The organism is Pseudomonas sp. Irchel s3h9 (genome assembly GCF_900187475.1).
Lineage (GTDB): Bacteria > Pseudomonadota > Gammaproteobacteria > Pseudomonadales > Pseudomonadaceae > Aquipseudomonas > Aquipseudomonas neuropathica.
In genome coordinates this window covers 86,090-105,415 of the sequence record NZ_FYDH01000012.1, presented here as the reverse complement: position 1 = coordinate 105,415, position 19,326 = coordinate 86,090, and the positions used below count along the sequence as shown (strand labels likewise).

Below are 19,326 nucleotides of genomic sequence, written 5' to 3'. Positions count from 1 at the left end.
AGTTGCTCGCCAGCCGACGCGATCCATTTGCGCAGCAGGCAGCCAGAGTGTGCCGTCGCGATTGTTGGTTGATGAAAGAAGGGACACACAACGTGAAGGCTCAGCAGTTCCAGGGGGCTTCGGCATCGGCGTCGATAGCGTATTTCGCCCGAGCCTGGGCATGTGCCCGCGGATCGACCGAAGCCAGCGCCGCCAAAACGATGTGATAGCGATCCACTTCAAAGAAGCTGCGCAACGCCGAGCGTGTGTCGCTGCGTCCAAATCCGTCGGTGCCCAGGCAGATGCACGGTGCCTGTAAATACGGCACCACCAATTGTGCATAGGCGCGCACGTAATCACTGGCCGCCACGACTGGAGCGTTACCGGGCAGACAATGCAGCAGGTGACTCTGGCACTCGACATCGCCGCCGAACACTTGCTGACGCTGCACCTCGCGGGCATCCCGGGCGAGTTCGGAGAAGCTGGTCACACTCCACACTTCGCTGCTGACTTGCCACTCTTGATCCAGCATATGTGCGGCGGCAATCACCTCGCGCAGAATCGCTCCCGAACCCAGTAAACGAACCGCCGGTACCTCCTCGCCATAGCGCGCATAGAGGCGCATGCCGCGAATCACGTCCGCGTGTTCGTCTGGTTCAAGTGAGGCCTGAACGTAGTTCTCGTTGGTTACCGTCAGGTAATAGAACTCATCCTCTTGCTGCTCCAGCATGCGCCGGGCGCCATGGTCGATGATGACCGCCGCCTCGCTGGCAAATGCCGGGTCGTAGGCGCGGCAGTTGGGCACAGTGGCTGCGATCAATTGACTGGAGCCGTCCTGATGCTGCAGTCCTTCACCGGCCAGCGTTGTGCGCCCCGATGTGGCGCCGATCAAAAAGCCTCTGGCGCGCTGGTCGGCGGCAGCCCAGATCAGGTCGCCAATGCGCTGAAAGCCGAACATCGAGTAGTAAATGTAGAACGGCAGCATCGGCTCGCCATTGACGCTATAGGACGTCGCCGCAGCGATCCAGGAAGAAATCGCGCCGGCTTCGGTGATGCCTTCTTCGAGCAGTTGCCCGTCGGTCGATTCCTTGTAATAGAGCAGCGCGCCGGCATCTTCTGGCTCGTACAACTGGCCGACGGATGAATAAATCCCGATTTGCCGGAACAGATTCGCCATGCCGAATGTGCGCGCTTCATCGGCGACAATCGGCACAATGCGTGGCCCCAATTGTTTGTCCCGGATCAGATGGGTGAACAGTCGCACCACCGCCATGGTCGTCGAGTTTTCACGCCCATCGGCCTTCAGCGCAAAACGGCCATAGCTGTCGAGCGGTGGCACTGTTATTGGTGCTGACACACCGTTGCGCTTGGGCAAGTAACCGCCGAGCGCCCGTCGCTGCTGATGCAGGTATCGCAACTCGGGGCTGTCGTCAGCCGGTTTGTAGAAGCGCATTTCTGCCACGGCCTCATCATCCAGCGGCAAGGCGAAACGATCACGGAATGCCTTGAGCACCTCGATATCGAGTTTTTTCTGCTGGTGCGAGGTGTTGCGCGACTCGCCGATCTGGCCCATGCCGAAACCTTTCTTGGTTTTGGCGAGCACCACGGTCGGCCTGCCCTTGTGCTTGCGCGCGGCCTCGAACGCGGCATGCAACTTACGAAAGTCGTGACCGCCCCGGCGCAACGCGTCGATCTGCTCCGGGCTCATGTCTGCAACCAACGCCTGCAACTGCGGGTCCTGGTCGAAGAAATGGCTGCGGTTATACGCACCGTCATTGGCCCCCAGATTCTGGTACTCGCCATCCACCATCCCGGCGAAGTGGCGCAACAGTGCATGGCCGTCATCGCGGGCAAACAATGGGTCCCAGTCCGAACCCCACAACACCTTGATCACGTTCCAGCCGGCGCCGCTGAACAGTGACTCCAGCTCCTGAACGATTTGCCCGTTGCCGCGTACGGGGCCGTCGAGACGCTGCAGATTGCAGTTGATCACGAAGGTGACGTTGTCAAGATTCTCCCGCGCTGCCAGCGAAAGCGCGGCGATGGACTCCGGCTCGTCCATCTCGCCATCACCAAAAACGCCCCAGACATGCCGCCCCTCCGTCGAGGCAATCCCACGGTGCTGCAAATACCGCAGGAACCGCGCCTGGTAAATCGCATTGATCGGACCAATACCCATTGAGCCCGTGGGAAACTGCCAGAAGTCGGGCATCAACCAAGGATGCGGATAGGAACACAATCCGCCGCCCTTCACTTCTTGCCGGTAACGCTCCAGTTGCGACGCCTGCAAACGCCCTTCAAGAAAGGCCCGCGCGTACACCCCGGGGGCAGAGTGCGCCTGGAAGTAAACCAGATCACCGCGCCCGGCTTCGCTGTCCGCACGGAAAAAGTGATTGAAGCCGACCTCGAAAATTTCCGCCGCCGAGGCGTAACTGGCGATGTGACCGCCCAATTCGCCATAGGCCTTGTTCGCCTTCGCCACCATGGCCAGGGCGTTCCAGCGAATGATCGAGGTGATGCGCTCCTCCATCACCAGATCCCCGGGATAAACCGGCTGCTGTTCGAGCGCGATGGTGTTCTGGTACAGCGAATACGCACTCGCCGTCGTTTGCACGCCGAGACGGCTGGCCTGCTCGGCCAGTCGCAGCAGCAAGAACCGCACGCGCGGTCTGCCGCCGACTTTCGCGACACCTGCCAGGGCTTCCAGCCACTCGTTGGTTTCAATGGCATCGATGTCTTCGTGAACCGGCGTTCCGTGGGTCGGCCGTTGCGCGGTATCTTTCATGGCTGCACACCCTGACAGGTTGAATGGACGACTGGATCAGTTCGACACGTGCTCAAGAAATATCAGTTGCAGCGGCTCTTCCAGCAGGTCATCCGCCGCGGCGGCAAAGCGCTTGAAGTAAGGCATGGCGAAATGCGCATCCAATGCCGCCTGATCCTTGAAGGCCTCGCGCATGTAGAACGTGCCGCGCTGGTCGCGCAGTTCAAACAACACATAGTCGAGATTGCCCGGCTCTGCGCGTGTCGGCTCAACCAGCGCCAGCAAGCCTTCTTTCAAGGCCTGTTCCTGGCCTGACCTGGCCTTGAGCACGGCAATCGAGATCAATGTTTCTGTGGACTGGCTCATCTTCAATACTCCTGGGACCGGCTGCATTCAGAGAAAGGTAAACAGCGACTGGGACGGCAAGCGGGACTTGGGCAGGCCTGCGTTGAAGTCTTCGCTGCTGTGATAGCCCAGGCTCACCACGACCAGACTGGTGAAGCCCTGTTCGCGCAGGCCCAGTTCACTGTCGAGGACTTTGCTGTCGAAACCTTCCATCGGCGTCGCGTCGATACCCAGCGAGGCGGCACCCAGCAGCAATGTGCCCAGCGCGAGGTAGGTCTGCTTTTCCATCCAGTGCTGCAGGTCTTTCTGATCGAAGCGATGCAGATCGACAAAACCGCGCCGTCCACGCTCCTGCCCTGCTCGCGCCTCGGCATTGTGAAAACGCCCGTCCATGGCTTCCTGAGCCAGCAACGCCTGCAGGTATTCCTCCGGCAGATGCGTGCGAGTGCAGAAGACGATGACGTGCGACGCGTTGAGTATTTTCGGCTGGTTGAAGCTGAACGGCCCCTGAGTACTGTGGGCGATTCGCGCCCGGCTCTGATCACTCTCGGCAACCACGAAATGCCAAGGCTGAGAGTTGACCGACGACGGGCTGTTGCGCAGTTGTTCCAGCAGCAACTCCAGTGTGTGCCTGGGAATCTTGCGGTCGGCATCGAAAACTTTTGTGGTGAAACGGCGCTTGGCCAGAGAAACGAGATCCATGATTGAACTCCTGATCTGAAAAGTGAAAACGTAAAACTCAATGCCGCTTGGAAATCAGCGCGTCGGCGCCGGCGCTGCGTCGATCTTCAGACGCATCAGGCTGTAAGGTTTTTGCCGCTGATCCTGCCCGGAACGGAATGCCGCCTGGCGGTGCAACTGGTTGGCGATGAAATACAGATAGCCGTCGGGGCCAATGGACAATGTGTCTGGCCAGAGCAGACGCGGGTCGTGTACCAGCGTTTGCCATTGGCCGTCCGGCAGACGCTTGCGGATCGAGTTGTGCTCGTAATCGCCGGCATAGATGGCGCCGGCGGCGTCAGCCTCCAGACCATCGGACGCGCCCTTCTCCCCCAGATCCTGCACGGCAGCCGTCAGTTGCTGTTCACTGAAGTTGGCATCACGCAGCAACGCGGTGGACACCGAATACAGGTGCCGACTCGACAGCGGAGTGAAATACAGTGTCTTGCCGTCCGCCGACAGCGCGATGCCGTCCGAGGCCACGCCCAGCGGTTTGCGCTTGCCGTCCGGAGCTTCAACGGTGAGTGGCAGGCCTTCAACCACCGGGACAAAGGTCGGGTCAACCGAAGTCGCCGGCACACCGCTCAAACGGCGCATGGCACTGCCGCTGGCGATGTCCATGACGATGATCGCGCCCGGTCCACGCAGGGACGAGTCAGTGAGATAGACCGTTCCCTCCGGGCCTGTGCGAAAGTCGAAACGCATGTCGTTAACGTAGGTGCTCGGCAACATGACGTTGTCCGGGAACACCAGACGTTTGACGATCTTGTTGCTGACCAGATCCACCGCGATCAGCTTCGCGCCTTTAGGTTTTGGGTCTGCGAAACCCGGCGCGGCGGTATCGAGCAACCAGACACGGCCCCGCCCGTCGGCCACCACGCTCTGTACGCTGATCAGACCATCACTGGGATCGTTGAGGTTTTCCTGATTGATCGCCGCGTTCGGGTAAGCCACGACTTTGCCGTCGCGGATCTCGCCCACGGTGAACGGCACGTTGTCGCCCCAACGCGGGAAGTTGACGAAGATGCGCCCGGTCTCGGTGACGGTCACGCCGGTGGGCATCGCGTCGTAGAACGCATGGACCTGTTCGAGCTTGCCGAAGGATCGGTCGGCGGGGGCATTGGCCGGCAACGCGACGGCGCTGATTGCATGGGAGAACGGCGCTGCCATGACCATGGCCAATGCAGCAGAAAGCTTTTTCATACGCATGAGCTGCTCCTGACCGGCCCGCTTGCAGGCCCGTCTGAATGAGTGAAATCAGAAACCTTCAAGCACCAGTTTGCCTCGGGCCTTGCCGCTCTCGACCAAGGCATGGGCACGGCGCATGTTTGCCGCGTTGATCGCGCCAAAATGTTCACCGACAGTCGTTTTCAAAATGCCCTGGTCAATCAGATCGCTGACGCGATTGAGCAGGTGATGCTGCTCAATCATGTCCGGGGTTTCGTACAGCGAACGGGTGAACATCAGCTCCCAGTGCAGCGACAGCGACTTGCGCTTGAGCGGCATCACGTCGAGGCTTTCAGGATCGTCGATCACGCCCAGACGCCCTTGTGGTTGAAGCACTTCGATCAGCTGCGCAAAATGCTGCTCGGTATGGGTCAGGCTGGCGACATGGCTGACCTCGTCGATGCCCAGTGCCTGCAACTGTGCGAGCAGCGGCTGACTGTGATCGATGACGTGATGCGCGCCCAATTGCCGGACCCAGTCAGCCGTTTCCTGCCGTGAGGCGGTGCCGATGACAGTCAGCTGCGTCAACTGTCGGGCCAATTGCACCAGCATCGAACCGACGCCGCCCGCTGCCCCCGTGATCAACAGGCACTTGCCCTGCCCTGAACCTTCGGTGACACCGAGACGGTCAAACAACAGCTCCCAGGCGGTGATCGAGGTCAACGGCAATGCCGCGGCATCCGCAGCACTTAACGAACGCGGTTTGTGCCCGACGATTCGCTCGTCCACCAAATGAAATTCGCTATAACTGCCGGTGCGGGCAAGGGAGCCTGCGTAGAACACTTCGTCGCCAGGCTGAAACAGCGTCACTTCAGCCCCGACCTCGCGGACAATACCGGCGGCATCCCAGCCGAGGATTTTCGGTTCTTTGGTGAAAGTTCCGGCGCGTACTTTGGTATCGACCGGATTGACCGACACCGCACGAACTTCTACGAGCAAATCCCGGGGGCCGGGAGTTGGCACCGGAAGGTCGATGTCCTGCAACGATTGCGGATCTTCAATGGGCAAAGCGTGTTGGGTGAAGGTGATGGCTTTCATGGAAACTCGCTGTCTGAAGAGCTGATGTGCTCGCTTACCGCCATCTTCGACTTCCCAAGCACAAAGAAAAACCAGCAGAATGCGCCAACACTTTCACTGCAGGAGTGAAAATGATCCGCATCGATGATCTGGGTTTGTTCACCCGCAGCGCCGCGCTGGGCAGCTTCACCGCTGCCGCCCATGAGGCGGATTTATTGCCCGGTCAGGTTGCCGCGGCGATCAAGCGTCTGGAGCGTGAGCTGGACGTGCGCCTGTTTGCGCGCACCACCCGCAGCCTGCGATTAACCGCCGAGGGCGAGCAATACTTGCCCACCGCCCACTCGGTGCTGGAGGCGCTCAAGCAAGGCAAGGAAAACCTGCGCGGTGAAAACGCCACGTTGCGCGGCGTGTTGCAAGTGACGGCGCCGTCCGATCTGGGGCGCAACATTTTGCTGCCGTGGCTCACACTGTTTCGCCGCCAGCACCCGGAACTGACCTTGCGCTTTTCCCTGTCGGACCAGATGGCCGACTTGTTTCGTGACCCGGTAGACGTGGCGATTCGATACGGCTCGAATGAAGATGCCAACTACGTGGCGCTGCCGCTGGCACCGTGGAACCGGCGGGTGCTGGTCGCCGCACCGGAATACGTGGAGCGCCACGGATACCCGCAAACGCCGGACGATCTGCACAACCACGCTTGCCTGCTCTACCAGCAAGGCGGCCGGATCTACGACAAGTGGAGCCTGGGCAGTGAAACGATCCAGGTCTCGGGACCGATGTTCAGCGACGACGCCGACATCGTGCGCCGCTGGGCGTTGAGCGGCGAAGGCATCGCCAACAAATCCTGGCTGGACGTCAGTGCAGACGTGATCGCAGGGCGACTGGTCGTGCTACTGAAGGATTTTCCCGGCAATGCCTCACCGTTGAGTCTGGTGTGCCCGCATCGCAAGCAGATCACCCCGGCGGTGTCTCAGCTTTATGCGTGGTTGAGTGGCCAGTTTGTCGCTCTGGAACGCATCCAATAGTTCCCCCCCGTTGGTTGCCACATTGACGAGACGCTCCTCGAATGTTCAGATGCCGGCCAGTTTCAGGTGTCCCATGCCGCCGTGCATGGGGTGAAACGGGAAACCGGTACGTTCTTTTCGAACAAGTCCGGTGCTGCCCCCGCAACGGTATGCGCGTGATGTTTTCAATACACCACTGTGGCCAGACGGCCATGGGAAGGTGAAAACCTCGATACGCGCGAGCCCGGAGACCGGCCTGGAATTTCGTTTGGCAAAATCCTGCGGTGGGCGGGCATGGGCCGGTATTGGCTGTGCGCGATGCCTTCTCTTGCATGCTCTTCTGCGAAGATCCTTTTCGAGAAGACAATGATTCGACCTTTCAACACTTCTGCTCCAACCCTGTTCCTTGGCTGCCTGTTCAGCCCGCTGCTACTGGCCGACGACGCGCCGCTGGAACTCAATCAACAAATCGTTTCCGCACCGTCGGTGGAGTCCACCACCGTCGCCGACATGGCCAGATTCGGCAGCAAGGTCGAAATCGTCAGCCGCGAACAGATCGAACGCGCCGGCCCCAGCGCCGATGTCAGCCACGTGATGCAGATGTTCATTCCAGGCTTGTATGTGGCGCCGAAAAACGGCCCTTTCGACTACGGCACCTATTCGCTGCTCGGCGGGCGCAACGACGACACGCTGATCCTGCTCGACGGCGTGCGCCTGAACAATCGCCTGTACGGCGGCCTCTATCTGGACACCCTGCCGGCCAACGCCATCGAACGCATCGAAGTGCTCAAGGGTGGGCAGAGCCTGTTGTTCGGCACCCAGGCCGTGTCCGGTGTGATCAACATCGTCACCCGCAGCCCGCAATCGCGCAAAGCCGCCGGCGAAGTGAATCTAGGCGTCGACAGCTTTGGCGGCACCACCGAAGACGCCCGCGTCGAGAATATCTTCACTAACGGCTTCGGCGACCTCGGTTTGTTGGCGTACGTCAGTCACAACGTCTCCGACGGTTACCAGCCCTATCGCAACCGCGACATGAAAAACGATTCCGGCAAGGATCGCGCTTACGAAGTCACCACGTTCGGCGGCAAGGCGATTCAGTCGTTCGACGATGATTCGCGGCTGGAGCTGTTTTACCAATACGCCGACGCCAACCTCGATTTCGCCCGCCCGGTCGACAACCACAAGACCACTAACGACCGCGTGCAGCAGATCGCCACGGCGACCTTCGAGCAGGCCGTCAATGAGCGCCTGAGCTACTTCGTCAAAGGCCATATCAACGACTGGGACACGCGTTATACCCGCGTCAACAACCGGGAGGGCGGCGGCACCAAAGTCATCAATCACAACGACTATTGGGGCTTCACCGACTGGGGTGTGCAGGCCGAAGGCAAGGCTGAATTGCCCGGCGATCATGTACTGGTGTTTGGCACCGACAATCAATGGTTCAAGGGCCAGGATGATGTGTTGATCATCGATAACGACAAGGCCGAAGCCCACGCTTTCTACACGCAACTGCGTCCGCAGATCGACGCCCTGCCCGACTGGCACCCGAGCATAGGCGTTCGCCACGAAGCCATGAGCGGCGGCGACAGTGCCACGGTCGGCATGCTCACTTCGCTGTATGACCTCAACGACAACTGGTCGGTGCGCGGTCAGTACGGCAGCGCCTACAAACTGCCGAACGCCGAGCAGCTGTTCGTCAATGAACCGGGCGACGAGATCGGCAATCGCAACCTGAAGCCGGAAAAAAGCCGCAATGCGGAGCTGGGTGTCGACTACAAAGGCTTTCTGCTCGACCGCGAACTCAGCGCCAGCGTGACCCTGTTCAAACGCAAGATCGACGACTTGATCACCCTCGACGACATTCAATGGGTCAACGGTGAAGGCCAGGTGCGTATGCGTGGTTTCGAGGCCGACGCCAAACTCGCGCTCAACGATCAGTGGAGCCTGCAAGCGGACATGACCCGCAACCTCACCGAATCGCGCAGCGGTGTGACCCTCAACGATATCCCGAGCTTCTTCGCCCGCTCGCGCGTGGGTTATGAGTCGGAAAACCGTCTGTGGGGTGCCGGCGGTGCGATCCGCTATATCCGCGACATCAAAAGCTCGAAGCAGGTCGAGTACGGCAATTATTCAGTGGTCGACGCCGACGCCTATCGCTACCTCGACAACGCCCACCAACACCGCGTAAGCCTGCTGGTGGAGAACCTGTTCGACCGTGATTACGTCACCAGCCGTTCGAGCAACGTCGATAACCTCGGCCGGCCGTTCACCTCCGAAGTGCGCTACACGTACCGCTTCTGATGAGTGACATCAAAACCGTCGACGGCGTCGACACGCACCCGGACTGGTCGCAGGTGCCCGAGCATGCGCGCCATGTATTCGTCTGCACCGGCCCGCGTTGCACCCAGCGCGGCGCGTTGCAGTTATGGAAAACCTTGCGCCGGCACTTACTGGCGCACGATCGCATCGAGACGCCGGGCGGCGTCTTGCTGACCCGTACGCACTGTCAGTTCCCGTGCAATCTGGGGCCGATTGTGACGGTGTACCCGGAACGCTGCTGGTATGGCGTGCGCAGCCATGAAGATGTGCAGCGGCTGGTCGAGGGGCATCTGGTGGGCGGTGAAGTGGTTGCGGATTTGCTGATCAAGGCGCAGACATGAGATCGATTCTGTACGTACTTGGCGCCCTGCTCTGCTCAATGCCTGTACTCGCCGACAGTTACCGCAATTGCGGCGAAGAATGGAGCGCCGATCAATCTTCGCGCATCGTCGCGCTCAATCAGCATGCGGCCGATCTCGTCCTCGCACTGGGTGCCGGGCCAGCGCTGGTCGGCGTGGCGTATCTGGATGACACCGGTGCCGGTCAGCGCCAAGCCGAGTATTTCGGCGTACCGGTAATCGCGCGGCAGTACCCGGCCAGCGAAGTGCTTTACGCTGCGAAGCCGGATCTGGTGATCGGCGGTTTTGCCACGGCGTTCGGCGACGGGGTGACCTCGCGCTCGGGGCTTGCGCGCAATGGCGTGGGTACGTATCTGCTGGAATCCGCCTGCAACGGGCACTCGCTGGATTATTTCGCGCATGTGCGCAATGACTTGCTGACCTTGGGCAAGCTGCTGCACCAGCAGCAAAAAGCCCAAGCATTGATCGACTCCATGGAAAAGGACATTGCCAGCGCCCGAGCCTTGGCCGGTGCAGGTAAACCGTTGTCCGTGTTCTATCTCGACAGCGAAGTCAAAGGTCTCGACAGCGAAGGTCGGCGTGGCTTTGTCACTCCGCTGCTGGCGGCTGCCGGAGCACGCAATGTGTTCGCCGACATCAACCTCTATCGAGTCACCGTCAACAGCGAAACCCTGCTGGCCAGCGACCCGGACGTGATCCTGCTGGCCGACGCCGAATGGTCGCCCGCCCGCCGCAAACGCTACCTGTTGGCCCACGACCCGGTCCTCTCGCAACTGCGCGCGGTGCGCGAGAACCGCATCATCGAGATCCCTTTCACCCACCTGCTGCCAACCTACAACAGCGGCCGCGTCGCCTTGCAACTGGCCCGCCTGCTCAATGCACTGAAGAAAAATAAATGAACCCGTCGCACCGCACGCCACCTAACGAACAGACCATCAGGAGGTAGCCAATGCAAATCGAAACCGTGTGGATCGTACTGGCAGCAGTTCTTCTGCTAATCGAACTCTGGGCCATCAATCGGGTGCGCAAGAGCGAGGGGAAAGCGAGCAACAAAGGTGTATGGATTGTGCTGATCGTGTTTGTGCCGCTGTTCGGCTTGATTGCCTGGGCGTTGGCGGGGCCCAAGCATGTCAGTCATAACTCAGCATCGTAGTCAGGCCGCTAGAACCTCATCTATGCTGCACACCGCAATACGCGCCGGCCAGGCGACAACAGGGAGGTTGCATTGGCGAAGCGTATCTTAGTGATGGATGCCGGTATCGTCGGCACCTCTTTCGCGTGTCACCTGCCCGGCAAAGATTCCCCCGAAGAGAGAACGACGTACATGGAAGTGATCAACACATTACAACCCGCCGATTGTGCGGACATGCAAGACATCCGGAGTGAAATCGATCGTCTCGATCAGGCGGTTATCAAACTCCTGGGCAAACGTTTCCAGTACGTCATTGCCGCGTCGAAGTTCAAAACCTCATCGACGTCGGTTCGAGCACCTGAGCGTTACCAGGCCATGTTGGCCACCCGCCGCGAATGGGCCTGCGCCGAAGGTTTGAACGCAGACGCGATCGAGAAAATGTACAGCGACCTGGTCAATCACTTCATCGCAGAAGAGATGAAGCACTGGGCGGCGCAGCAACCGGAACGCTGACGCCTTTGCCGGAGTTTTTCACTGGCTCACGAACATGCGGCGCGTGCTGTCGACCACCGCCCGCGTGTGTCCGATGACTTCTTTTTCAACCACAACGCCAGATCCCTCACGAAATCAAGGAGCGCTATTCATGGAAGAAGTCATTACCTACCGCACCGCCACCGCTGCAGATGCTCTGGCGATGTGCGAACTGGGCCAATTGCTCAACTCGGTACACCACGCCGCTCGCCCTGACATCTACGCCGCCGCGACCGAAGATTTCGCCCGCGATTTGCCGCACTGGGCGGGGGTATTCGAAAAGCCTGGCCAGATCGTCTTCATCGCCAGCGCAGGTGAACGGCCCGTGGCGTTCATCACGGCCATCCTGTCCGCCAGTTCCGGGCCGTTGATGCAGCCGCAGAATGTTGTTCGCATCGGTTCGGTGTGTGTCGCCGAGACGTTTTGGGGTAAAGGCATTGGCCGCGCACTGATTCAACGGGTGAAAGACTGGGCTATCGCGCAAAATGCTCAAGACTTGCGCCTGACGGTCTGGCCGTTCAACGAGCGCGCGGTGCGCATGTATGCCGAGTTCGGCTTCGAAACCCGTGCCCTGGAGATGGGCGTGCGTTTGTGAGGAGCGGCCAACTCCGATCATGAATAAACCCGGCAAAATATCAGCACGAACCCTATCGGATGGTTCGATCCTGCCGACAACATGCTGATGACCTGCGCAAGACTGAACGACGCACGTCCATCCTTTTACAAGAGCCACTTTCCATTACGATTCAAGAGGCTGCACCCATGAGCAACGCCTGGAACGAAGGTTATTTCACCGACGAAGGCTACACCTACAGCTATAGCCGGGAAATCAATCCGGTATTCCAGCGTTACTGCCTGTTGTTGCGCGGCTTTGCCGGTCTGGACAATCCCGACGGTTATCACTGTGAACTCGGCTTTGGCCAGGGTGTGTCGATCAATATCCACGCCACGGCCAACCCTGGTGGCTTCGTCGGGACGGACTTCCACCCCGGTCAGGCGGCCCATGCCATTGAGCTGGCGGAACTCAGCAACAACGGCGCAAAACTCTACGACGACAGCTTCGAGCAACTGCTGGCGCGCCATGATTTGCCGCAGTTCGACAGCATCAGCCTGCATGGCATCTGGACCTGGGTCAGCCGTGACAACCAGAAACTGATCGTCGAATTCGCCCGACGCCACCTCAAACCGGGTGGTCATCTCTACGTCAGCTACAACGCATTCCCGGGCTGGTCGCCTGCTGCGCCGTTGCGCCAATTGTTCAGCCTGCACGACCGCTTCGCCAATCACTCGACGCGGGCGGATCAGCGCATCGACGCCGCGTTGCAGTTTTCCGAAGCGCTGCTGGCGGCCAACCCCAAGTACGCCATTGCCGCGCCGAGTCTGGGTGCCCGGCTGCAGACCATCAAAGGTCAGGACCGCCAATACGTCGCCCACGAATATTTCAATCGCGACTGGAACTGCATGTATTTCGCCGACATGGTGGATGCACTGGCCCCGGCCAAGCTCGATTACGTCACGACCGCGGTGCCGATGGATTCGGTCGACGCACTCAACCTGAGCGCCGAAGGCCTGGCCTTTCTCGACGGTATCGAACACCCGGTGATGCGCGAGCAGGCGCGTGACTATTTCGTCAACCAGGCTTTCCGTCGCGACCTGTACGTGCGCGGTGCCAACCGACTCAGCGCGACCGAGCGCCGTTCGCGCATGCTCAATACGCGATTCGTGCTGATGCAGCCGACAGAAAACGTAGCCTCCAGCGTCACCGGCCCCGCTGGCGCAGCGACGCTGCAAGCGGAAATTTACCGCCCGCTCCTCAATGCCCTCGCAGATCAGATGTATGAAGCCAAAACGATGCAGCAGTTGCTCGATGCGGTGTCACCAATAGCCTACGACGATCTGGAACAGGCCATCGCCATCCTGGTCAGCATGGGCGCGGTAGCCCCGTGCCAGAGCGAAGCTGCCGAGGCTCTGGTGTATGAACGCTGCGCCGCGTTCAACCTGCAACTGTGCAAACGCGCGCTGTTCAATGCCGACATTCAAGTGCTGAGCAGCCCGGTCACCGGGGGTGGCGTCACCGTCAGTCGTTTCCAGCAACTGTTCCTGATTGCGATCCGTCAGGGCAAGCAGCACCCGGCGGAGTGGGCGCAACTGGCGTGGAGCGTCATCGCCGAACAAAACGAAGTGTTGGTCAAGGACGGCAAAGCGCTGACCACCGCTGAAGCCAACATCGCCGCGCTGACCGAGCAGGCCCAGGCCTTTGCCGAGCAATCGCTGATCGTGCTGAGCGCTTTGAAAATCGTCTGATCGGGGTAGGTGGTGCGCAGCGGGGCAGGAAATCTTAATCAAACGCCCCGTTGAGCACCTCGTAAATCAGGCCGGTGGCCAGCGCAACCAATATCAGATCCGTGCCCACCTGCTGCCATTCGTAGCCATCGTAATGCGGCAGGTGACCGACCAGGCGTCCATCGAGCTTTTTCGCGATCCCGGGCGGCAGCGGTTTGCCGCGTGCAAGATTCTTTTGAATGCCCGGTGGCAGCGCAGGTCCCGGGCTCCAGTAGTCGCGGTAGCCGCCAACAATCCCGAGCACATTGCCGCGATCGATACTAGGGGCATGACTCCAGTCACCGCCAGAGTTGTTGCCCTTGTTGCCATTGCCTTTCTGGTTACCGTGGCCCTGCATATTCTGCGAATTACCCTTGCCATTGCCATTGCCATTGCCATTGCCATTGCCATTGCCATTGCCATTGCCCTGGCCCTTTCCATTACCGGGATCAGCCAATGCCATCGCCGAGCTGACAACCAGCGCAAGAGAGGAAATCGTTGCAATCAACGTGCGTGACTTGTTCATGCGGCGCGCCTTCATGGTGGGTTGCTCCTGTGTCATCTTGACGTTACACATCAGCTTAGTTTATTCCGGCTGACCGATCGTCGATTACGCCCAGCCCATCGACACTGCCTGACAGGAGCTATTTCATGGATTTGAAGTTCAGCCACATCGACGTACTGGTCAAAGACCTTGAAGAAGCCTGTGCCTATTACGCGCAGATCCTTCAGGCGCGAATCTCCACAACGCAGACCTGGAATCGCGGGGGCCTGCACGTACGCTATGCCGTGGCGTTGATCGGTCAGGAACGCTTCATGCTGGTCCAGCCGCTGGCGGGAAATCTCAAGGAACTGTTGGATACAGTGGGCGAAGGCATGATTTACCGTCATTGCTACACGACACCTGATATCGAGTTGGCCTACGACGAACTGCTCGCCAGCGGGGTTCAGCCGGAAGACGAGAACGGCCAGCCGCTGACTCGCGAGAACCTGCAATCGCCGTCCGGAACCCGCATCATCTGGTTGCCCAAGCGCTTCGGACATTTCTCGATCGAGATTCTCGAAGAGAAGGCGCTGGGGGCATTTATCGAGGCAGCATTTGCTTGCGGATGAAACTCCGCCGCCCCTGATCGATACGTCTACGCTCTCTCCATCGCCACCACGCTTGGAGACTTCGCCATGACCCGCCCACTGCTGACTGGCCTCGCCCTGCTCGTCCTGAGTTTCCAGGTCCACGCCGACGTCACTCCCTTCCCCGCCACCTTCCACACTCAGGACATCAAAGTCGAAGGCGCGACAATGCATGTGCGAGTTGGTGGCAAGGGTCCGGCCGTGGTGCTGTTGCATGGTTTCGGTGATACCGGCGATATGTGGGCGCCGCTGGCGGCGGATCTGGCCCGCGATCACACCGTGGTGGTGCCGGATCTGCGCGGCATGGGGTTATCGTCGATCCCGGAGGGCGGCTACGACAAGAAGACCCAGGCCGGCGACATTCGTCAGGTGTTGAGCGCGCTGAAGATCGAGCACTCGGTGGTCATCGGGCATGACATCGGCACCATGGTCGCGTTCGCCTATGCCGCGCGCTATCCCGAGCTGACCGAGCGCCTGGTGGTGATGGATGCGCCCGTGCCCGGCATCACACCGTGGAACGACATCGTTCGTTCGCCGATGCTCTGGCACTTCGACTTCGGCGGCGCGGACATGGAGCGTCTGGTTGCCGGGCGCGAACGCATCTACCTCGACCGCTTCTGGAACGAGTTCGCCGGCACCCCGGCCAAAATCGATGAAGGCACCCGCCAGCATTACGCCAAGCTCTACGCCCGCCCCGGCGCCATGCACGCCGCATTCGCCCAGTTCCGCAGCATTCGTCAGGACGCCCTCGACAACGCCCCCGTTCTGCAGAAACACCTGGCCATGCCGGTGCTCGCCGTGGGCGGTGAAAAGTCCTTTGGCAACAACGAAGCGATCGTCATGCGCAATGCCGCGGACAACGTGACCGAAGTGGTGATACCGGCGGCGGGACACTGGTTGATGGAAGAGGCGCCGGCACCGACCATCAAGGCAGTGCGCGACTTTATCGCAATGTGAAGAATGGGCATTGCCTTGGCCCGACGCTTACGTCAGGATTCGCCCCTTTTGCGCGCAAGAGCAGGCCGGACAGAAAACATGAATCGTCAAAAGAAACTGCAGCAGTTGTTCAAGGAAAAGGCCAAGAAGGCCAGCGCCAAACTGGCGCCGAAAAAGCCCAAGTACATCAGCAAGGCTGAGCGGGCGAAACTGGAGGCTGAGGCAGCAGTGGAATCAATCGATTCCAGCGAGAGCTGATCCCTGCTCTACAAGAACGGCGCAATATTCGCCAGCGCCCGGTCAATGTAGAGGTCTTTCTCCGCCACCGGCGCCACGCGTTTCGCTGACCGGGCCGGGTGGTCGTTTTTTTCCTGTCCGTTTTGCGCGTTTACCGACCAAATTTACGACACATTTATTTTTATGCTTGCGCCTATTTCGGAGCCAGACTCACGATGACAAATAGCTCGCCAAACTATGAAAAAAATCATATTAAACTGATGAGATTTCATATCACCCTGGCATTATTCTATTTCCTCATCTGCTCACTTTCTGCATGGCTATGCATGATTGATAAAAGCACCTCAATAGGCATACCTGTGTTTTGCGCAGCAGCCGTTTTCGTCCATTTACTGCTTGCCTATGGAAGCAGAAACCGACTTGAGTCTTCGAGAAAAGCATCAGAGTTCATAGGTGCGTTATTGATGTTTGGTTTTCCAATAGGTACGTTGTTGGGGTACTTCTTCTTGCAATGCACAATATGGCAGGATCCGGAACAAAAACATTAATAGGCTTGTGAGAACGGACATGTGAGCGGTTCTCCTTTTCTGCGCCGATACTTGTACGACGCCGAGTTGAGCCTCTCCAGTGCACCGGCCCTGTGCAAGTGCTATGGGCTGACCAAGGAACAATGGATCGAACGCCGACGGTGACGTTAATGGCATGTCTGAGCGCACCTTGCGAACCAGTCCGCATCAAGAAGGCGTTTTACACGCCAGCCAAGCCCCCCAGAACAAACTGCTGAAAAACCGCGTCGCCTCGCCAAACCCGGCCTCATGCAACAACGCCTGAACCGCCGCTTCGGAATGCGGCGGGTCGGCGCCTTGCAGAATCTTGCCCAGCTTGGCCTTCACCTCCTCCGCACTGGCGCCCTGCTGCCGCCAACGCTGTCCCCACGCCTGGAGCAATAAAGGTTGGCTGGCATAGGCGTAATGGTTGCCGGCGACAATCAGCGGTGCGCCCGGTTTGAGTCGCGCCTGAATCGCTTGCAGGATCTGGCGCTTGGGCTCATCACCGTTCAGATGATGGAGCACGCCGATCAACGTTGCCGCATCAAATGAGGCAGCAGCCGGCAGGTCTTCGACGTGGCCAAGATGCACCTGGGTTCGGTGCAGCAAGTCGTTGGCCTGCAGTTGCGCTGTCGCGGTTTCCAACATCGGTACGGAAGGGTCGACTGCGGTGAAATGCCATTGCGGCTCCAGCGCCGCCATCGCAATGATTTCCTGCGCCGTGCCGCCAGCGCCGACCACCAGTATGTTGGCCGGACGCGAACCCAGGCTCGCCGCCAACATGCAGGCCGCCAGATCATGACAGGCGTCGTAGCCGGCCAGCGCGATGCGGCTTTGGCGGGCGTATTCGCTGGCGCGGGAGGTGTCGAATTTTTCTGCGGGGCTGGTCGAGGTTTGGCTCACGGCAATGCTCCTGGTTTTTCGAGCACGCTACGCCGAAGAACGCGAGAGGGAAAATTCATTCGCTTCATGCCCCGCATTCCTTGCGGGAATGCGGGGCATGTGAACCTGGGTTTTGTATTACCGAGCAAGCAGCGCCTGCAGCCCACCATGGCCGTCGACGATCAGGCTGCGAATCAGTGCCTGATAGTGCTCGGCACTGTTCGGTTCTCGAAGATCGAAACTGGCCAGCCAACTGACCAGTGTTCTGTCCTGGCCTGACAAAGCAACCAGTTCCACGCTGGCCACGTAGTTGTCCAGCGGTAAGGGCGACTCTTCAAAACGGTAGGACAGCCTCAACGTCGAGTCATCAACCGACAACAAGCGCTCTCTGACAACGGCGCCATCGCTCAACGTGAGCGTGCGAATGCAGCCCACAATCTCGGGTCCTGCGCCTTCGATATGGCTGTCCACAATCGAAGGGTGCCAGTTCTTGATCTCGCCAAACTGCTTCACCACGTTCCAGACCTGTTGTGCAGCGCCTTCCACGACAGCGGAAAACTCAACCTTCGACATCTCGTATCCCCTTGTAATTGATCATCCGCCGATCCCGGCAGCGGACTACCGGGATCGACCGATACTCAGGCCTCGAACTGGTGATAAACCTTGGCGATGACCTTCCAGACGCCGCCAATTTTGATCAGGGTCAGGTAGTCGTTGTAGTCAGCACCGATCGCATCGGTTTCCATGTCCACGCGCACCACCGCGGTGGTCGGTGTGATCGCCAGCACGTCTAGACGCGTACTGATTTGCGGGGCAGCGCCGTTTTTCTCGACGAAATCAAACAGGTTCTTGATCGGGCCGCCGAGCAATTCGCCGTTAGTGAAACCGTACATCACCGCCTCTTTATGAAAGGCTTGAGCGACGCCTTGAGCATCACCGACCCGAAGACCTTCGACGTATTGATTGGCGGTGGCGATGACAGCGGTGTATTCGGCGGTCGGTACAGCCTTGATGTTCTTCGACATGGTTGTTTCCTTTCGTTGGGGGGGAGTTACAAAGGCCACCGGAAGCCAAGGCTGGCACCCGGCGGCTGGAGCAGCCAACACTCACCAGTCCTGGCGCGTCGGCGAAATGATCAGGTCGTTGACGGTGACGTTTACCGGCTGGTTGAGCGCATAGATCACCGCCCGGGCAACATCGTCAGGCGCGATGGCGATGCGGTTGAGTTCCTGGGCGGCCTTGCGCCCTTGCGGATCACTGACCTTGTCCGCCCAACCGGTATTGATAACGCCGGGGCTGACCGTGTTGACGCGGATGCCATGCTGTACGCCCAATTCCTTGCGCATGGACTCGGTCATGGCCTGCACAAAAAATTTGGTGGCGCTGTAAACACCCGCCGCCGGCCCGACCTGATGGCCGGCCACCGAGTCCATGTTGAGGATCTGCCCGGACCGCTGCTCCAGCATCACAGGCAGCACTGCCGCGGTAGCGTTGAGATAACCCTTGATGTTCACGTCGATCATCTTTTCCCAATCCTCCACGACCAGATCGACCCAATTGGAGAACAGCATCAGCCCGGCGTTATTCACCAGAATGTCGACACCGCCATAGGTGTCCTGCGCGAACCTGGCGAGTGCTCTGGTTTGCTCAAGCCGGGTCACATCAGCAGTAAAAGCGACCACGTCATGGCCGGCCTCACGCAACTCGGCGACGAAAGCCTGTAAGCCCTTTTCGTCCAGCGCAGCGACAACCACACGAACCCCTTGTGCCGCCAGCGCACGCGTCGTGGCCGCGCCGATACCGGAAGATGCACCGGTGACGATGGCGACTTTGTTGTGTAGATAATTCATGTTTCGTTCCTCTTTGCAGT

General features: G+C 59.5%; 21 protein-coding genes and 1 riboswitch. Of the genes, 11 read left to right on the top strand and 10 right to left on the bottom strand.

The window, feature by feature from the left end; translation table 11 throughout:
• Positions 1-100: 100 nt before the first annotated feature.
• The 5 genes from mdeB to CKW26_RS20350 are packed head-to-tail and all read right to left on the bottom strand — an operon-like array spanning position 101 to position 6,073.
• The gene (gene mdeB / locus CKW26_RS20370; protein WP_095049902.1) at positions 101-2,764 is read right to left on the bottom strand and encodes an alpha-ketoglutarate dehydrogenase; all 2,664 of its coding nucleotides are present in this window, start codon (positions 2,762-2,764) and stop codon (positions 101-103) included.
• Positions 2,765-2,800: 36 nt separating this feature from the next.
• Positions 2,801-3,109: a putative quinol monooxygenase gene (locus CKW26_RS20365; RefSeq protein WP_095049901.1), complete on the bottom strand. Its 309-nt coding sequence runs from the start codon at positions 3,107-3,109 to the stop codon at positions 2,801-2,803.
• A 27-nt stretch (positions 3,110-3,136) separates the two neighbouring features.
• The gene (nfsB, locus tag CKW26_RS20360; protein WP_095049900.1) at positions 3,137-3,790 is read right to left on the bottom strand and encodes an oxygen-insensitive NAD(P)H nitroreductase; all 654 of its coding nucleotides are present in this window, start codon (positions 3,788-3,790) and stop codon (positions 3,137-3,139) included.
• A 54-nt stretch (positions 3,791-3,844) separates the two neighbouring features.
• A complete protein-coding gene (locus tag CKW26_RS20355; protein ID WP_095049899.1) occupies positions 3,845-5,017 on the bottom strand; it encodes an L-dopachrome tautomerase-related protein in 1,173 nt (390 codons plus the stop codon).
• Positions 5,018-5,065: 48 nt separating this feature from the next.
• On the bottom strand, positions 5,066-6,073 hold the full coding sequence (locus CKW26_RS20350) for a zinc-binding alcohol dehydrogenase family protein (protein WP_095049898.1): 1,008 nt from the start codon (positions 6,071-6,073) through the stop codon (positions 5,066-5,068).
• 110 nt (positions 6,074-6,183) lie between these two features.
• On the opposite strand from CKW26_RS20350, the gene CKW26_RS20345 reads away from it, so the two are divergent.
• The 8 genes from CKW26_RS20345 to CKW26_RS20310 all read left to right on the top strand — a co-directional run bounded on the left by CKW26_RS20345 (position 6,184) and on the right by CKW26_RS20310 (position 13,704).
• Positions 6,184-7,077, top strand: a complete 894-nt coding sequence (locus CKW26_RS20345; RefSeq protein ID WP_093433378.1) for a LysR family transcriptional regulator — start codon at positions 6,184-6,186, stop codon at positions 7,075-7,077.
• A gap of 47 nt (positions 7,078-7,124) precedes the next feature.
• Positions 7,125-7,331: riboswitch (cobalamin riboswitch) on the top strand.
• 91 nt (positions 7,332-7,422) lie between these two features.
• Positions 7,423-9,360: a TonB-dependent siderophore receptor gene (locus CKW26_RS20340; RefSeq protein WP_095049897.1), complete on the top strand. Its 1,938-nt coding sequence runs from the start codon at positions 7,423-7,425 to the stop codon at positions 9,358-9,360.
• A complete protein-coding gene (locus tag CKW26_RS20335) occupies positions 9,360-9,719 on the top strand; it encodes a ferredoxin (protein ID WP_095049896.1) in 360 nt (119 codons plus the stop codon). The genes CKW26_RS20340 and CKW26_RS20335 overlap by 1 nt, the downstream gene beginning before the upstream one ends.
• On the top strand, positions 9,716-10,636 hold the full coding sequence (locus CKW26_RS20330) for an ABC transporter substrate-binding protein (RefSeq protein WP_095049895.1): 921 nt from the start codon (positions 9,716-9,718) through the stop codon (positions 10,634-10,636). The genes CKW26_RS20335 and CKW26_RS20330 overlap by 4 nt, the downstream gene beginning before the upstream one ends.
• 50 nt (positions 10,637-10,686) lie before the next feature.
• A complete protein-coding gene (locus tag CKW26_RS20325) occupies positions 10,687-10,890 on the top strand; it encodes a PLD nuclease N-terminal domain-containing protein (protein ID WP_095049894.1) in 204 nt (67 codons plus the stop codon).
• A 171-nt stretch (positions 10,891-11,061) separates the two neighbouring features.
• Positions 11,062-11,382 carry an isochorismate lyase gene (locus CKW26_RS20320; protein ID WP_095049893.1) on the top strand — a complete coding sequence of 107 codons (321 nt, stop codon included), beginning with the start codon at positions 11,062-11,064 and terminating at the stop codon, positions 11,380-11,382.
• Positions 11,383-11,512: 130 nt separating this feature from the next.
• Positions 11,513-11,995 (top strand): GNAT family N-acetyltransferase, encoded by a 483-nt coding sequence (locus CKW26_RS20315; RefSeq protein WP_177409267.1) that lies wholly within the window; start codon positions 11,513-11,515, stop codon positions 11,993-11,995.
• 167 nt (positions 11,996-12,162) lie between these two features.
• On the top strand, positions 12,163-13,704 hold the full coding sequence (locus tag CKW26_RS20310; RefSeq protein WP_095049892.1) for a class I SAM-dependent methyltransferase: 1,542 nt from the start codon (positions 12,163-12,165) through the stop codon (positions 13,702-13,704).
• Between the two features lie 34 nt (positions 13,705-13,738).
• Here the strand turns inward: CKW26_RS20310 and CKW26_RS20305 are convergent, their stop codons facing one another.
• Positions 13,739-14,248: an anti-virulence regulator CigR family protein gene (locus CKW26_RS20305; RefSeq protein WP_177409272.1), complete on the bottom strand. Its 510-nt coding sequence runs from the start codon at positions 14,246-14,248 to the stop codon at positions 13,739-13,741.
• Between the two features lie 125 nt (positions 14,249-14,373).
• Between CKW26_RS20305 and CKW26_RS20300 the strand changes: the two genes are divergently transcribed.
• The 3 genes from CKW26_RS20300 to CKW26_RS20290 all read left to right on the top strand — a co-directional run bounded on the left by CKW26_RS20300 (position 14,374) and on the right by CKW26_RS20290 (position 16,047).
• Positions 14,374-14,835, top strand: a complete 462-nt coding sequence (locus CKW26_RS20300) for a VOC family protein (protein ID WP_034155445.1) — start codon at positions 14,374-14,376, stop codon at positions 14,833-14,835.
• A 66-nt stretch (positions 14,836-14,901) separates the two neighbouring features.
• Positions 14,902-15,810, top strand: coding sequence for an alpha/beta fold hydrolase (locus CKW26_RS20295; RefSeq protein ID WP_095049890.1), 909 nt, complete (start codon positions 14,902-14,904; stop codon positions 15,808-15,810).
• Positions 15,811-15,888: 78 nt separating this feature from the next.
• Positions 15,889-16,047, top strand: coding sequence for a DUF2986 domain-containing protein (locus tag CKW26_RS20290; protein WP_095049889.1), 159 nt, complete (start codon positions 15,889-15,891; stop codon positions 16,045-16,047).
• A gap of 713 nt (positions 16,048-16,760) precedes the next feature.
• Here the strand turns inward: CKW26_RS20290 and CKW26_RS20285 are convergent.
• The 4 genes from CKW26_RS20285 to CKW26_RS20270 all read right to left on the bottom strand — a co-directional run bounded on the left by CKW26_RS20285 (position 16,761) and on the right by CKW26_RS20270 (position 19,306).
• Positions 16,761-17,477, bottom strand: a complete 717-nt coding sequence (locus tag CKW26_RS20285) for a class I SAM-dependent methyltransferase (protein ID WP_095049888.1) — start codon at positions 17,475-17,477, stop codon at positions 16,761-16,763.
• Between the two features lie 117 nt (positions 17,478-17,594).
• A complete protein-coding gene (locus CKW26_RS20280; RefSeq protein ID WP_095049887.1) occupies positions 17,595-18,029 on the bottom strand; it encodes an SRPBCC family protein in 435 nt (144 codons plus the stop codon).
• 65 nt (positions 18,030-18,094) lie between these two features.
• Positions 18,095-18,481, bottom strand: a complete 387-nt coding sequence (locus CKW26_RS20275; protein WP_095049886.1) for a nuclear transport factor 2 family protein — start codon at positions 18,479-18,481, stop codon at positions 18,095-18,097.
• An 81-nt stretch (positions 18,482-18,562) separates the two neighbouring features.
• Positions 18,563-19,306, bottom strand: coding sequence for an SDR family oxidoreductase (locus CKW26_RS20270; RefSeq protein ID WP_095049885.1), 744 nt, complete (start codon positions 19,304-19,306; stop codon positions 18,563-18,565).
• Positions 19,307-19,326: the final 20 nt, after the last annotated feature.

Bases quoted from the DNA above. Each gene is read 5' to 3' on its own strand.
- CKW26_RS20315 (WP_177409267.1), top strand. From the start codon at position 11,513: ATGGAAGAAGTCATTACCTACCGCACCGCCACCGCTGCAGATGCTCTG.
- CKW26_RS20335 (WP_095049896.1), top strand. From the start codon at position 9,360: ATGAGTGACATCAAAACCGTCGACGGCGTCGACACGCACCCGGACTGG.
- CKW26_RS20350 (WP_095049898.1), bottom strand. From the start codon at position 6,073: ATGAAAGCCATCACCTTCACCCAACACGCTTTGCCCATTGAAGATCCG.
- CKW26_RS20345 (WP_093433378.1), top strand. From the start codon at position 6,184: ATGATCCGCATCGATGATCTGGGTTTGTTCACCCGCAGCGCCGCGCTG.
- CKW26_RS20355 (WP_095049899.1), bottom strand. From the start codon at position 5,017: ATGCGTATGAAAAAGCTTTCTGCTGCATTGGCCATGGTCATGGCAGCG.
- CKW26_RS20340 (WP_095049897.1), top strand. From the start codon at position 7,423: ATGATTCGACCTTTCAACACTTCTGCTCCAACCCTGTTCCTTGGCTGC.
- CKW26_RS20280 (WP_095049887.1), bottom strand. From the start codon at position 18,029: ATGTCGAAGGTTGAGTTTTCCGCTGTCGTGGAAGGCGCTGCACAACAG.
- CKW26_RS20325 (WP_095049894.1), top strand. From the start codon at position 10,687: ATGCAAATCGAAACCGTGTGGATCGTACTGGCAGCAGTTCTTCTGCTA.
- CKW26_RS20275 (WP_095049886.1), bottom strand. From the start codon at position 18,481: ATGTCGAAGAACATCAAGGCTGTACCGACCGCCGAATACACCGCTGTC.
- CKW26_RS20305 (WP_177409272.1), bottom strand. From the start codon at position 14,248: ATGAACAAGTCACGCACGTTGATTGCAACGATTTCCTCTCTTGCGCTG.
- CKW26_RS20290 (WP_095049889.1), top strand. From the start codon at position 15,889: ATGAATCGTCAAAAGAAACTGCAGCAGTTGTTCAAGGAAAAGGCCAAG.
- nfsB (WP_095049900.1), bottom strand. From the start codon at position 3,790: ATGGATCTCGTTTCTCTGGCCAAGCGCCGTTTCACCACAAAAGTTTTC.
- CKW26_RS20310 (WP_095049892.1), top strand. From the start codon at position 12,163: ATGAGCAACGCCTGGAACGAAGGTTATTTCACCGACGAAGGCTACACC.
- CKW26_RS20365 (WP_095049901.1), bottom strand. From the start codon at position 3,109: ATGAGCCAGTCCACAGAAACATTGATCTCGATTGCCGTGCTCAAGGCC.
- CKW26_RS20330 (WP_095049895.1), top strand. From the start codon at position 9,716: ATGAGATCGATTCTGTACGTACTTGGCGCCCTGCTCTGCTCAATGCCT.
- CKW26_RS20300 (WP_034155445.1), top strand. From the start codon at position 14,374: ATGGATTTGAAGTTCAGCCACATCGACGTACTGGTCAAAGACCTTGAA.
- CKW26_RS20320 (WP_095049893.1), top strand. From the start codon at position 11,062: ATGGAAGTGATCAACACATTACAACCCGCCGATTGTGCGGACATGCAA.
- CKW26_RS20270 (WP_095049885.1), bottom strand. From the start codon at position 19,306: ATGAATTATCTACACAACAAAGTCGCCATCGTCACCGGTGCATCTTCC.
- CKW26_RS20295 (WP_095049890.1), top strand. From the start codon at position 14,902: ATGACCCGCCCACTGCTGACTGGCCTCGCCCTGCTCGTCCTGAGTTTC.
- mdeB (WP_095049902.1), bottom strand. From the start codon at position 2,764: ATGAAAGATACCGCGCAACGGCCGACCCACGGAACGCCGGTTCACGAA.